A 13,939-nucleotide genomic window follows, 5' to 3' on the forward strand; every position below is an offset into this window, starting at 1 on the left:
TCTTCAGATTGGGCAGAGACAGGACAGCTTTTTGTCACTTGTTAATGACAAAAAGCTGCCAGAAAAGGTTTCTCGCGGTGAATCAGTAGCCTGCCATTTAGCTGGCTAAAGACGCTTGTTTTGCTTGTTCAATATAGCGTCCCAAACAAGGAGCCAGAATATAGCCACTGGACTTACATTCTTTGGCCGCGGCGGTTACCTTATCCACATAATCCTGATGAGTGGGATACAGTGCTTTCAGGGTCCCGGCGGTTAGCGGTGTTGTCGTGCCGCGCAAACCATTGGCCGCATTGAGTGCTTGTAGCGCACTGTCATAAGTCGCTATCGGCGCTTCCAGTTCGGGTAAACGTAAGCCGCCTTTGGCATTGCCAAATTCATCGCGCATTACCACCGGTTTGCCCTCGGCGGTCGATAGCTTAATGGGCTCGGCCACAGGAGGAAGCTTTCCGGCATCTATCCAGCTAATCAGGTGCATCAGTGCGGCATCTGCGGCGTCCTGCCAGAGTACTTCGCTGCCCAGTTCAGCCGGGCCGCTATCATACAGCCCATCGCGCTCACGAATTTTGTTAATAATTCGGTCCCATCCTGCTGGCACATGAGAAGCGCCGGCGACCTCCCAAAAGCGCAGGTAATCGCTGTCAGGCTGGCGGGCGCGACTGTTAACCAGTACTTCTGTTTCTGAGTTAACCATAAATACCGGTGTTTTAAGATCATCCCGAATGAGCGAGGCATAAAGTTCACGGTTTTTAGCCGGAGCACCGGTCTTTTTATCGACAGTGATGTCAGAAAATGCGTAACCGGCACCAAACTGAATGGTAGGTAAAAAGCCATCAAAGACTTTATCCCGCAGATGGATAGCGTTTATGTAGGTGCGCAATCTGCCGCCCGATTGCGATGCGCCTGTGGCAATAACTTGTTTAACCTTTAAGCCCGCCAGAGGGTCAACACCCTGGCGCGAGCGGTTTGGTCCGACGGCTTTCCCCGCCTGACTAAAAATATCGTACGAAATGGAATCGCCCGGAATAGACAAGCTGCCATAGCGCTGTGGATCCCAGGCATGCAAACCTTGTGGTTTGTCGGTAACGCCTGTTATGCCAACTTCCTGACAACTAACGCCTACATACACAAAGCCGTTTTGATATAAACCGTTGGTAACCATACCTATTGTGCAGGTGTCATGACCGGCAGTTGTATTTAACCATTCTGTAACAACTGTGCCATTAAACCGACTGTGATCCTGAGGCCGGCGAACCAGCAACCGGGTTTTAAACGGATAGGTCCCCATGGGTTCTACCGACCATTTCCCATCAAAACCCAACTCGCCATTTGCCTGATAGCGAGTGGCTGTACCCTCGATGAAGTACTCTTCTTCAACATAGCCAAAATGGCTGAGATCACCCGCGTAAGAACAGAAAGGATAGCCATGCCTCCCGCCTGTGATAGGGCCGCTAACCTTAATTGACTGACTTGTCTGAATGGCCTGCGCAAGCGAAGGAAGTAGTGGTGTTGCAAGGACACTGGCAACAAGTCCTTTAGTAAACTGGCGTCTTTTCATTTTTGTGTTCCTGATTGGTAGTCATTGCTGTTGATAAATGTAAACAGGTCGGAATAAGGCTGACCTTAAGTATGGTTCTATTACAAAAATGTTAACAGATCAATGTTTAGTAGATGTTTATATTGTTATAATTGTATGGTAACTTTATTAAATATGTGAATTGGACCAGGCCTTGATCTCTTTGCGTGGCCCATACTTTCAAAGGGTTTTGTGTGGATAAGAAGCTAACAAAGAACAAAATTAACTGGGGGCGCACAGTAGATTTTCTCGCCGCCCAACTGCGTTCTGCACAGATGGGAGTCTACAACCACTTTGTCGATTGGTTCTCAGCAACAGGGTTGAGCCCCAAAAAATTTGGTGTGCTTTATGTGATAAGCCTAAACCCGGGCGTTAATCAGCGTCAGTTAGCCAATGTGCTTTCTACCGAACGCGCAGCGTTTGGTGAAACGCTGGCTCGTCTGGAAGAAATGGGGCTGATAGAACGCCAGCAATGCCAGATAGATAAGCGAGCGAAAGTGGCAACGATTACACCGAAAGGAAGTGAAGTACTGGAATCCGTTCTCGAAGAAATTTCTGAGCAGGAAGCTAGCTTTACGGCTTGCCTGAGCGATCCGGAAAGGCAAATGCTTATTGCGTTATTACTCAAGGTTAACGCACGTATCCGATAACGTGCTGCCAAAAGACTGAACATTATTAATTAAGCTTAAATGCGGGAGAGTTTTGCTTATGAATACGGAAAGCTTTGTGCGGTTGCAAGAGCTTGAACAAGGTTACTACAGCCTGGTGCTGGATTTTGCCGGAGCACCACTGAATGTGCTGAGCCAGAATGCATCTCACGCTTTAGGTGAAGTGCTTACGCAGTTACCGCTTGATCAGATACGTGGTTTGGTCATAAGTAGTGCCAAACGCGGCTTTGTGGCCGGCGCGGATATTACTGAGTTTTGCGCCACCTTTGCCAGTGGTAAGCAAGCAGTTTATGACTATGCGATGAGTGTCCACGCCATTTTAAATACCATCGAAGACTTACCGTTTCCTACGGTGTGCGCGATCCGTGGTGATGCCTTGGGAGGCGGTTTTGAACTGGCATTATCCACCGATTTTCGGGTGGTCAGCGACAACGCCAAACTGGGTTTACCTGAGGTGTCATTAGGCATTATGCCTGGTTGGGCAGGTTCGGTACGTTTACCACGACTCATTGGTCTGGATAACGCTTTACAGTGGATATTACAAGCGCGGCCGTTCAAGGCTGCCGAAGCGTTAAGAGTCCACGCGGCCGACGCCCTGGTTGCTGATGCCATGCTCGAAGATGCGGCATTGCAGTTAATAAAACGGGCAGCCAGTGGTGAAATTGACTACCGCAAAAAACGCGCGATGAAAACGCAACCTCTGGGCATTAGTCAGGGTGAACTGGAAATGGCGACCAGCGCGGGTTTAGGTTTGTTTGGCGGACAAAACCCGGCGCATTACCCGGCTCCCTCTAAAGCCGTTGAATCACTTAAGGCTACCGTTAATCTCGAACGTGAGGCGGCGCAGGAAAGGGAGTGCCGCGATTTTGTAGATTTAACCTCAACGCCTACCGCGCGTAGTCTTATTAACCTGTTCATGAGTGACCGTGAGGTCCGTCGTGATAATAAAAACTATGCCGGGGATGGCAAGGCACCCAAACAGGCTGCGGTACTCGGCGCCGGTATAATGGGCGGCGGGGTGGCTTATCAAACCGCCTCTACCGGTACTCCGATCCTGATGAAGGATATTAACTCCGCAGCCATCGATGCCGGACTGGCCGAAGCGGACCGATTGATGATTGGTCAGCTTAAACGAGGGCGCATGAAACCCGAACAAGCGCTAAAGACAACCCGCCTGATCCAGCCTCGGCTGGACTACTACGGTTTTGACAAGGTTGAGTTTGTTGTCGAGGCAGTGGTTGAAAATATTGCGGTAAAACGAGCGGTATTAGCCGACGTGGAACAGCAGGTAGCGGAAGATTGTGTGCTGGCTACCAATACCTCTACCCTGACTGTCGCCGAAATGGAAGATGCCGTAACGCGGCCACAAAACTTATGTGGAATGCACTTTTTTAATCCGGTCCATCTTATGCCTTTGGTTGAAGTGATTAAAGGTGAAAAAACCTCCGATGAAGCCATTGCCAAAGCGGTGAATTATGCCCTTTCAATGCGCAAGCTGCCGGTAGTGGTGAAGGACTGTTCCGGTTTCCTGGTTAACCGTATTTTGTTTGCCTATATTCGTGCTTTTGCGGTACTGGTTAATCAGGGAATAGATTTTGTTCGCATCGATAAACTGATGGAAAAATTCGGCTGGCCAATGGGGCCGGCGACACTGGCCGATATGGTTGGCATGGATACGTCCGTGCATGCCTCAGCCATTGTGGGCAAAGCGTATCCGGATCGCATGAGTGATGTACACAATGCTACGCATATATTGCTGGAAGCCGGGCGCTTAGGGCAAAAATCCGGGGCTGGTTTTTATCGTTACGAACTGGACAAGCGCGGCAAGCAAAAGAAATTACCCGACCCTGCTGTTAGCGAGCTACTGGCGCCGTTAGTAACTGATCCGGTTGAGTTAACCGATCAACAGATAGTCGAACGGTTAATGTTACCGTTCTGTTTTGAGGCTGTACGTTGTCTGGAACAAAAAGTGGCTGAGTCGGTAGCGACTATCGATATTGCACTTGTTAGCGGCGTAGGATTCCCGCGTCATCTGGGCGGCATTTTCGGCTATATGGATCAAATTGGTGCTGAGCAACTGTTGGCACTTTCAAGTACTTACGAATCGTTGGGCGAAGCCTACGCGGCGCCCGATACTATCAGGCAAATGGCCGAATCCGGTGACAGTTTTTATGCCTTTTCATCCCCGGTTATCAAGTAGTAAGGAGACTTCACATGACTAAAGCTTTTCAAGATACTGACGTTGTTATTGTGGATGCCGCCCGTACTGCCATGGGCCGTTCTAAAGGGGGCGTGTTTCGCCATGTCCGGGCAGATAGTCTGTCCGCCAGTATGGTAGAGCAGGTATTAGCGCGCAATCCAAAGTTTGATCCTGCACGGGTTGAAGATTTAATCTGGGGCTGCGTAAACCAGTATTACGAGCAAGGTCTGAATATTGCCAAAGGCGTTGCGATCCTCGCTGGCGTGCCAGAAACGGTTGCTGCGCAAACGGTGAACCGCTTGTGTGGTTCATCGATGGCAGCGTTACATACCGCGGCAGCATCAATTAAAGCCGGCATGGGCGACAGTTTTATTGTTGGCGGCGTCGAACATATCGGTCATTTGCCAATGACTCAGGGGATGGATATTAACCCGGAGCTGAGCCGACGTATCTCAAGTCATTCGATGAATATGGGTCTGACCGCAGAAAATCTGGCGGCCCAGTACAAAGTGTCTCGTGAGCAACAGGATGAGTTTGCTCTGAGATCTCATCAGTTAGCTTATGAGGCAACCCGGAACGGGCGTTTTAGCAAAGAGATCGTTGCCGTTGAAGGGCATGATGAACAAGGCGTATTAACTCAGGTAGCTGTGGATGAAGTGATCCGTAATGACGCTAGCATTGAGGGGCTGGCCGGGTTACCACCGGTGTTCATTCCACGCAAAGGCAGTGTTACTGCTGGCAATGCGTCGGCGATTGCTGATGGTGCCTCTATGATGTTAGTCATGTCCGGTGCGGCTGCCCGGGAGGCTGGCATCTCTCCGATTGCCCGAATTTTGTCCATGGCATCAGCGGGTTGCCCGGCAGCAACGATGGGGATTGGTCCTGTGCCAGCCACGCAAAAAGCACTGGCCCGGGCAAACCTGAAATTGTCAGATATAGGCGTATTCGAACTTAATGAAGCGTTCGCGGCACAGGGCATTGCGGTGTTACGCGAGCTGGGTATTGAGTCTGAGATAGACAGCAAGGTTAATCTGTTGGGCGGCGCTATTGCGCTGGGGCATCCATTTGGTTGCTCTGGCACGCGCATTTCCACGACTTTGCTTAATGCCATGGATCAGCAAGGGGCGAGTATCGGCTTAGCCACAATGTGTATCGGAATGGGGCAGGGTATCTCTACTGTATTTGAGCGCTTATAACGCTCAGATACATTCCTAAAGCACTAAAAAGCCCGGTTTACCGGGCTTTTTGGTTAAAGTATCTGTCTCTGGCTGGTCTTTTCTGAATTAACTGCTGGCACTTAGCGTTTGTAAAGTAACACGCAGTGCGGCAATTAAGGCCAACGGTTGATCTATCATTATGTGGTGACGGGCCTGGGGGATCGCCACTGCTACCGGACAGTTTGGCAGCGTTTCTCTGATTGATGCCAGATTGGTGTTGCGGACTAATCCTGATTGCTCGCCGGCAATCAGTGCCAGTGGGATTTTTGCCTCAGGGACTAAGTCTGCAACGCCGCTAACATCTAAAGACGCGAACATCGACGGATCGAATCGCCAGGTCCAACCCGCAGGATCCTCGCCATCTTCTTCGACCCAGCGCAATGACTGGCGGGCGATATAGTCAACAATTTCGGGATAGTCAGTGCCCTGTTCCGGCATGAAACGATAGCGCGCCAGCGCCGCTTCTACCGTGGCGTAACGCTGAAGCTTTTCCCTTTTGGGAGGGGAACCCCCTGCTTTAAATTTAGGAATAAAGCTGTCTACCAGGATCCCGGCGTGAACTTGTTCGCTGTGATTTGCGCTCAGATAAAACAGCGGTGAGCCACCCAGAGAATGCGCGATAACCATTGGCTTGCCAGCTTTATCGAGGCCAGCGACTTCAATGGCTTTTAACGCCTCTTTGCCCCAGTTATCGATAGTGTATCGCGGTCGCCAGTCTGAGCGCCCCATACCTGACCAACTGATAGCCGCCACCCGGTATTCTTTTGCGAATGCAGGCGCAATAACATTCCACCAGTCGGCTTGTGCCCCCGCGCCGTGTAAAAACAGTAAACCAGGCTTGCCTTCATCGCCCCAGATCAACAGCTCAATGGATAAACCGTCAATCTCAAAAGAAGTACGCACCGGGTTATCGTCAAGTGCGTCCTGAACCCACTGTTCGGTAGGTGGGTGCTTACCTTCATAGGGTGCCAGGATAAACTGCCCTGGTTGCCACTGTGGCTTGATTGTTGGTGAGGTCATAGTCGTCTCTCTGTGAAGCGGTTAAAACTTAACGGCATTACTGCTCATCCCATTGATGGGCAAAAGGCTCCGGGATCAGTTGATCCAGTAAGCTAACTTCATCCTTCTGCAGCGCTCGTGCGACCTCTTCGATAGCCTTTCGCTGTTTTTGCGTTTGTGAGCCGCACACGCCATCAAGGTTCATCACCATTTCTGCACAGCGATAAACCGCCAGCGCCTGGGTTACTTTGTCCTGTTTACTGGCATGACTGGCCAGAATCAGGATACACATAAGCGTTTCGATGCGTTTGCCAAGCTGCAACATGGGCACCTGCGCCCTGGTTAACTCTAACTGGTACTTCAGGTTGAGGCCTATGTAATGCCAGCGACAGTGACGCAATCCGCGCTCAGCATATTTTACATAGTGTTGCAGAGACTTAGGCAAGTGGCCGTAACGTGAGGAAAATGAAGCCGGCACCAGTCCTTTTACTAATTCGCCTGTATCGCTGGCCGCACTGCGAACTAAGCTGCCAACAAGATGATAGAACTTTTCGTTACTCACCAGCGAATAACAGGCTTTCATCGAGCGAACCGGCATATGAAGAAAAGTGTTCAGGTTTAATTTATCGATGCGTTTATCGGCAGCGACAGGTTTGCCATCGGCATCGGTATTAGCCTGTTGTAAAACGGCCAGTAAGCCAGCCAGACGTTCGTTGGTAAAATTGGTGGTGACGTCTTTAACCATGCCCAGACGAATCAGGTCATTCTCGCCTTCAACAATACCAAAGGCATGACATATCGGCCGCAGCTGGGTAAGCCGGGCATCTAAATCGAGGGTTCGCCCGCCCATCACTTTTTCGGCAGCATAAAGCGACTCCTGCAGCATTTCGGAACTCGCTGATTTGGTTAAATCACGCAGACCGGCGAGGTTTACGCCGGTACTGTCCTGTGCCAGTGATAAGTGCGACAACGCGCGAGACATTAATGCCCCGGACAATATTTTACAGATATTACTTAACGGCAATTCATGCTTAATGACCTTGCCGCCCACGCCTTCCCGTTGACGCGCATAATTAATCACATCAACCGCCATAGAGCGTTGAATACCGGCACATTGAGCAGCCAGAATGCAGCGGCCAAGCCGCAAGCAGTAAAACAGGACTTCTACGCCGTTACCTTTGATTTCATTTTCAAAAGGCACCGGGAAATGGCTGAAACTGACCCGCGAGTTGATATTTTGCGAGAAGGCCGACACGTTTGAGGGCTTGCAACTAAACTGGTAATCACCTTCGCTAACGTCCTGGTCGGGGAGTCTGACAATAAACAGTCCGATTTCTTTACTTGTTTTACCTTTACGCGCCACAATCGCAGCAAGTGCGCCATGCGCTGCGTTGGTTATATACAGTTTATTGCGAGCGCCCTCGGCATGCAGCCGCCAGCAATTGTTCTCTTTATCTTCTTCCACATAAGTCTGAACCCGTTTGGCATTAACGCCTACACCCACTTCGGTCAGGGCAAATGCAATTAAATCGCCACTGGCGATCAGGGGTAAAAAGGTCTGGCGCTGTTGCTCAGTACCATAACCTAATAAGGCACTGGCACCAATGGTCAGCTGGCCGCTAATTTCGATCGAAACGCTGCTAAGACCATTGGCCGAAAATTGCTCTGACATATAGGCCAGCTGATTATAACTGTAGGCCAGGCCGCCATATTCTTTTGGCAGGGTTAATCCATAGCCGCCATAACTGGCAATCTTGGCGCGCAGTTCATCAGACAGTTTGTTGTCGGCGGTAAAAGCATTACCAGCAAACATTTCATCACGCGATGCATACACCATTTCATCAATTTTTGCTTTGCCGATACTGGCATAATAGTCAGCACCGCTGCTTAGTTCATCCAGCGAGGGGGGCGGACCAAAAATAAGGCGCTCGGTAAGACTGGCTTTGTTGCTTTTGAGTTTTGCATCCGAACCCGATTGGGCTGCTTCCAGATCGGCAACATCCTCGGCTTGCGCTACGTCTCCTGCAGCCTTGAGTGCCTCCACGGCACTGGAAGAAAGAGTTTGCTTTGTTTCGCTCACTTTTTATCCTCTTCTTGTTTTACTATGGGTACTATTCACTGGTTGTCTGTTCAGTTGGGTATTTCGCTTCGGGTTGTGTCAACGCCGTTTGGTATGATTTGCCATTGCAAGTTTGCCAAAGGCAGTGGCAGCTTACTCATCCCCGGTAGGGGAGTTGTGAGTGGCGAATGACAAAAGGAAAACGTTGTGCTGAAACTCTCCAGGCTAACAACCATACGTATAAATGTGAAAGTTATTAACAAATGGTAGGGTAATTATTAACCTTGGACGATTGCATAAAAAGTCAAAAAAATTGACAAATATGGCAAGGTGTAGAATTGATGCAAATTACTTTGTGGCAGGGGATGGTGCGGGCGTTTAGTTTGCTTATATGGGCGTTAGGTTTTTAAGCTGGTTAAGTGGCAGAGCGATGTTTATCCCGATAGCGCTTAGGCGGTTCACCGGTCCATTTCTTGAAGGCCCTGGAGAATACGGCGGTGTCAGAATACCCCACTTGCTCGGCAATGTCATAAACCGACAGATCGCTTCGCAGCAGTAAATGCACCGCTTTATCTCGTCTGACGATATCCTTGAGTTGCTGGAATGAAGTGCCTTCTTCCTTGAGTCTGCGCATCAGCGTTTTAGTGGTTAAATGAACCTGTCTGGCACAGTCTGTAATGGTAAATCCGTCATCGAAGGTATAGGCCTCTAACAATTGTTTGACTTCAGAGGAGGTGCTGAAGTCAGTGATATACCGGTGAAACAGCACTAAAGGACAGCGATTCATAAAGGAAACCAGGGTCGCATCATTCTGGCGGACTGGCCTGCTTAGGTAAGATGAGGGGAAAACAATGGCGAGTTGTCGGTGATTAAAACGGTGTTTGCCCGGATACAAATACGCATATTCCGCAACGTGGGCAGGCTCGGAGTAATCAAAACGGCTTTCGCACAATGGCAGGGTGTCGGCAATGAGCCAGGAAGCCAGGCGGTGCCATGCTAACAGGGAAATTTCGCCAAACAGATGCTGATAATCCCGCTCAGGTTGCGGCAGGTTAATAACCAGCACACTATTTTGTTCTTCTCGCTCTAAGCGGACAAACTCAAAGCGGGTAACAATGTTGTAAAACCGGATACCCCATAACAGGGCCTCGTGCAGTGTTGGCTGGGCAACGGCTAAACGAGCCATAAGGTAATAGGTACCCGCTGGCAGGGTGACGTGCAAGTGCCCCATGGATTCATCGGATAAAGCTGCCCAAACCGAGCGTTGAAAGGCGGCCAGGTTTTCGATGTCCAGTCTGAGATCGGGCTGGTTGATATCGGTTAAAGAAAAACCATTGTCGATAAGCAACTTTTCAGCATTCAGTCCTTGCCGTTGCGCAGTGTTATAAATAGCGGTGACGTAATGGTTGGCAACTGTACCTCTTTTGGGTTTAGGAATGTCAGTCACCTGCGCCTCCGGCTAGTTTAATAATGCAGCTGTTACAGCTCGCTGAGTTCGGTGACTAACTGCGTACACCAGTTAAGCACACGTTCATCGGTTTTATCGTACTGGTTTTCATCATCCAGCGACAAGCCAACAAAATGTGAACCATCCTCAGTGAGGGCTTTTGACTGTGCAAACTCATACCCTGTGTTTGGCCAGTAGCCGATAAACTGACAACCGCTGGGTAACAATGCGTCGTGCAGCATACCAAGCGCATCCTGAAACCAGTCCGTATAGCCGAGCTGATCACCTAAACCGTACAGGGCAACAATTTTGCCGCTCAGGTTGAGCTGATGAACGTCCTCCCAGCTTGATTCCCAGTCTTCCTGTAATTCGCCAAAGTCCCAGGTGGAAATGCCGAAGATTAAAATGTCGTACCCGGCGGTCTGACTTAACGAAACGTCCTGAATATTATGCAGTTCTACCACGGCTTCCCCGAACAGCGCATTGAGCTGATCCTGGATTTTTTCTGCGGCCATTTCGGTATAACAGGTGGTTGAACCATAAAACAGGCCGATTTTTAATGCGGTATCACTCATTTACTACTCTCTTGCCGGGGTATCGTCAGGTGTAAGTTCTGGCGGGAATTCTACCGTGTCACCGTTACTACACAAAGCAATACAACGAACATTTTCAATGTCCGGATCAATCAGCATCTGGCCAATAGCCGCCTGATTTAACAACGCGATGTCATCGTTACTGTCCGGATGACGGTCATGTACCGACATGTCCCGGCGGCGGGTGAAAACATTGAGCGGTGACCGGGCACTGTAAAACCACTGATTCAGCCTGTCGAGCCAGCGGATGAGTGTATCCGGAAAGGTGTTTTTAATTCCGCTGCAGGTAAACTGCGTTATCTTAGGGCTGTTACGGGTAAACCGCAGGCGAACGTCATACACAAACGAGTAGTGCACATCGCCCGACAGGATAATAAAGTGCGGTGGCGTTTTGTAATGGCGGAATATGTTCAGCATGACGCTGGCTGTACCTTTATGGGCCATCCAGTTTTCGGCATCTACGGTGAGCGCCTTACCTGCCATGGTAAACAGTTTTTGAATCACTTCGATAAACTTAACGCCATATATGGGGGCCGCGGAGACCACGATAACCGCATCCTTGCCAATAAGCCGATGCTGAAATTCACACAGTGCCTCCCAGTCCATTAATCCGGAGGGCTTATTCAGACTCGATTCACTACGCCATCTCTGGGTTCGGGTGTCGAGTACGTGTACGGGTGGTTGTGTATCCAGCTGATAGTGCCATTGCTGCCAGGCAAACAAGGCGTCAATAAATGCCGGATGATTGGTAAGTCCCTGTGCGGTGAAATTTTGCTGTGCCTGCTGCTCAATGTCAGCGAAAGCCTCTGGCTGATTTGCCCAGCCCTGGCACAACCAGTAGCCGGCCAGCGCATTGCCCACCATGCGGCGGGACAGCGGATGACCATAAACTTCTTGTTCCCAGCCGCGGGTCAGATTCCAGTCATCAGTCACATCGTGGTCGTCAAATATCATATAGCTTGGCACATGGGCAAGTGCTCGTCTGACTTCGGGTAAGGTCTGGCTGAAATCCCGGATAATGATGGCTTCGCGATTAAACTGTGCCTGATGAGCAGGATCGGCTACCCCGGCATCAAATTCAATGTCGTTCCACAGCGAGTCAGACCAAACCAGCAGGTACATAGCGATTACCTCAGCCATGCCAATCAGGTGGTTTTGCGCGTTTACCGAAGTAAACACCGGCTTTTTCTTTGCCGCAAAAAACAGTTTGGATAAGGCGGTGTTAGTCGCTACCTGAGGTAACAGTTGCTGACGATGATAGTAACAGTAGGGGTGACCATCGAGTTGCGCTGTGGAACTGACTATAGCCTGTTCCAGCTCCTCGTGGAAAAGCCCGAGGCGACTGATAACCTGTAGAATAGCCTGCAACATCGGGCCTGCCACATCATCGGCGTATATTTGATCGCCGGTCATCAGCAACAGGTCTGGCCGCTTTTGGCCGCCTTTTATTTCGTTGTCGATAAGTTCGTCCACCCGAATCAGGCTGTCTTTGGCCGGGTGATGGGGCTTGCGGCAGCTGCCATGCAGCACATTGGACAAGGTGCCCGGTACGCGAAAATTGAAATCTGACTGGCCGCTATAAACCAGCGGCTCAGCTTCAGCGAGCCAGCGTGTTTGCTGCGCCTGATCACCAAAATCAAGCTGATACTGGTAAAGTTGTTCCGGTTCCAGTGACTGCTGTAGCGTGCTGGTGACAACATGGATAAACGCCCGTTGGCCAACCTGAACCATCCTGTCGGTCACCGTAGCGGCCAGAGCTGACTTTTGCTGATGCAAAGATACCGAAATATCCGCCGCCTCAGATGTCACAACCCACAGGGTGACACTGTCCCTGGTAGTATGGCGTAAAATAGGTCCTGCGATGACAAGAGGAAGGGGAACTGAACTCAAAATGACTCCTGTATTGGTTACTGAACGACTATACGGTGCTGCAAGGGTTCAGGCAAGTGCGCTCAACCGCGTGCACCGTTAGCTCAACGGGCTTGACCCGTTTGCAGGGGTAAGCGACGATAAGCAAAAATTACTAAGGATTGGAACTGTGATGAAATCAGCCTGGCTGTTAAGTGTGGTTACGCTTGGCTTACTAAGCGCCTGTGGAGATAACCCACAACCCTCTGCCGAACAGAAAAATGCCGTGGCCCCTGAAGAACTGGTGGTTGCGGGAACTTGGATTTCCGAAGCTGCTGGCGGCGTAATGGTTGACCCGCAAACTTCCGGCCTGACCCAGGTTAACGGTAAGCTTTATACCATTTCCGACGGCAGCGCGAAGGACTTTCAGCGTCGTCGCTTACATCAAATTGACCCGGCTTCTGCTACGCTTGCGCCGCGCCCGGATGCCATGAACATGGCGAGTCGGGTTCGCCGCAGCTGCTTTTCCCAGTATCTGGCTGACGAGCCGGATTTAGAAGCGCTGGTGGCTGATCCCGATGAGCCGGGTGTTTTTTATACGGTGACCGAAGATGCCACCAGAACCGGCGCGTTGTCCGATCGCTGTCAGCAGCGTTATGAAGCAACCGGTTCTACCGATTACCCCACATTACTGGTGCGGATTCAGCAACATACTGATGGCAGCGCGACCATGACCCATGTCCGCCCTTTGCAGTTTCCGCTGGAATACGCCGTCGGCGATTTTCCTAATGATGGAATAGAAGGGATGGCACTGGGCCAGAATCGCACCCTGTATATTGCCCTGGAGCGGGATAATATTGGTAATCCGCGGATATTTTCGGTCAACCTCGATGCTACCTTCTGGGACAGCAGTGAGTTTGCCGTGGTAACTGAGCCAGAGTTAGCGGTGCCGTCTTTCGAAGGTGGCCGTCATCCTATTAACGGATTGGAGTACTATCAGCCCGCAGGAGCAACGTCGGGCTTTTTACTGGCTGCCGCGCGTAACGATAACGAATTATGGATTATTGATGCAGCCGGGCAACGGCCCACTCAAAAAATTGCCATGCAATTTACTGCACCGGGTGGCGACAGCGAAAACTGTGCGGCGCAGGAGATAATGGATAACGCCTCTATTGAGGGACTGGCCGTCATCGACAGTACGCTATGGATGATTAACGATCCATGGAAAGTGAACTACATGAAAAATCTGCAGTGTGAGGCCAGCAAAGCACGCTATGAAGCTATGGCGCCGCTGCTGTTCAGTACGCCGTTGCAAGCTGATTGGTTTAAGTGATA

General features: G+C 50.5%; 10 protein-coding genes. 4 read left to right on the plus strand and 6 right to left on the minus strand.

Going from position 1 to position 13,939, the window contains the following annotated elements; all coding sequences use genetic code 11:
• Positions 1–97 precede the first annotated feature (97 nt).
• The gene (locus tag BFC17_RS18170) at positions 98–1,555 is read right to left on the minus strand and encodes an alpha/beta hydrolase domain-containing protein (protein ID WP_070177888.1); all 1,458 of its coding nucleotides are present in this window, start codon (positions 1,553–1,555) and stop codon (positions 98–100) included.
• Positions 1,556–1,767: 212 nt separating this feature from the next.
• Here BFC17_RS18170 and BFC17_RS18175 point away from each other — a divergent pair, with 212 nt between their 5' ends.
• Genes BFC17_RS18175 through fadA form a run of 3 tightly spaced genes read left to right on the plus strand, consistent with a single transcriptional unit; the run spans position 1,768 to position 5,637 of the window.
• On the plus strand, positions 1,768–2,223 hold the full coding sequence (locus tag BFC17_RS18175; protein WP_070177889.1) for a MarR family winged helix-turn-helix transcriptional regulator: 456 nt from the start codon (positions 1,768–1,770) through the stop codon (positions 2,221–2,223).
• 58 nt (positions 2,224–2,281) lie between these two features.
• Positions 2,282–4,441: a fatty acid oxidation complex subunit alpha FadB gene (gene fadB / locus BFC17_RS18180; RefSeq protein ID WP_070177890.1), complete on the plus strand. Its 2,160-nt coding sequence runs from the start codon at positions 2,282–2,284 to the stop codon at positions 4,439–4,441.
• A gap of 14 nt (positions 4,442–4,455) precedes the next feature.
• Positions 4,456–5,637 (plus strand): acetyl-CoA C-acyltransferase FadA, encoded by a 1,182-nt coding sequence (gene fadA / locus BFC17_RS18185; RefSeq protein ID WP_070177891.1) that lies wholly within the window; start codon positions 4,456–4,458, stop codon positions 5,635–5,637.
• Positions 5,638–5,724: 87 nt separating this feature from the next.
• On the opposite strand, the gene BFC17_RS18190 is transcribed toward fadA, so the two are convergent.
• From BFC17_RS18190 to BFC17_RS18210, 5 genes are all read right to left on the minus strand, one after another.
• Positions 5,725–6,678, minus strand: coding sequence for an alpha/beta fold hydrolase (locus BFC17_RS18190; RefSeq protein WP_070177892.1), 954 nt, complete (start codon positions 6,676–6,678; stop codon positions 5,725–5,727).
• Positions 6,679–6,715: 37 nt separating this feature from the next.
• Positions 6,716–8,737, minus strand: a complete 2,022-nt coding sequence (locus BFC17_RS18195; RefSeq protein ID WP_070177893.1) for an acyl-CoA dehydrogenase family protein — start codon at positions 8,735–8,737, stop codon at positions 6,716–6,718.
• 394 nt (positions 8,738–9,131) lie between these two features.
• Positions 9,132–10,163 carry an AraC family transcriptional regulator gene (locus BFC17_RS18200; protein ID WP_070177894.1) on the minus strand — a complete coding sequence of 344 codons (1,032 nt, stop codon included), beginning with the start codon at positions 10,161–10,163 and terminating at the stop codon, positions 9,132–9,134.
• Between the two features lie 32 nt (positions 10,164–10,195).
• Positions 10,196–10,738: a flavodoxin FldB gene (fldB, locus tag BFC17_RS18205; protein WP_070177895.1), complete on the minus strand. Its 543-nt coding sequence runs from the start codon at positions 10,736–10,738 to the stop codon at positions 10,196–10,198.
• A 3-nt stretch (positions 10,739–10,741) separates the two neighbouring features.
• The gene (locus BFC17_RS18210; protein ID WP_139142122.1) at positions 10,742–12,646 is read right to left on the minus strand and encodes a DUF7800 domain-containing protein; all 1,905 of its coding nucleotides are present in this window, start codon (positions 12,644–12,646) and stop codon (positions 10,742–10,744) included.
• Between the two features lie 151 nt (positions 12,647–12,797).
• On the opposite strand from BFC17_RS18210, the gene BFC17_RS18215 reads away from it, so the two are divergent.
• Entirely contained in the window at positions 12,798–13,937 is a 1,140-nt protein-coding gene (locus BFC17_RS18215; RefSeq protein WP_070177897.1) for a hypothetical protein, read from the plus strand.
• Positions 13,938–13,939 lie beyond the last annotated feature (2 nt).

It is taken from the genome of Marisediminitalea lipolytica, from assembly GCF_001758465.1.
In the GTDB taxonomy this organism is placed as follows: domain Bacteria; phylum Pseudomonadota; class Gammaproteobacteria; order Enterobacterales; family Alteromonadaceae; genus Alteromonas; species Alteromonas lipolytica.

Excerpts from the sequence above, each read along its gene's own strand:
- BFC17_RS18170 (WP_070177888.1), bottom strand. The coding sequence starts at position 1,555 with ATGAAAAGACGCCAGTTTACTAAAGGACTTGTTGCCAGTGTCCTTGCA.
- fadB (WP_070177890.1), top strand. The coding sequence starts at position 2,282 with ATGAATACGGAAAGCTTTGTGCGGTTGCAAGAGCTTGAACAAGGTTAC.
- fadA (WP_070177891.1), top strand. The coding sequence starts at position 4,456 with ATGACTAAAGCTTTTCAAGATACTGACGTTGTTATTGTGGATGCCGCC.
- BFC17_RS18190 (WP_070177892.1), bottom strand. The coding sequence starts at position 6,678 with ATGACCTCACCAACAATCAAGCCACAGTGGCAACCAGGGCAGTTTATC.
- fldB (WP_070177895.1), bottom strand. The coding sequence starts at position 10,738 with ATGAGTGATACCGCATTAAAAATCGGCCTGTTTTATGGTTCAACCACC.
- BFC17_RS18215 (WP_070177897.1), top strand. The coding sequence starts at position 12,798 with ATGAAATCAGCCTGGCTGTTAAGTGTGGTTACGCTTGGCTTACTAAGC.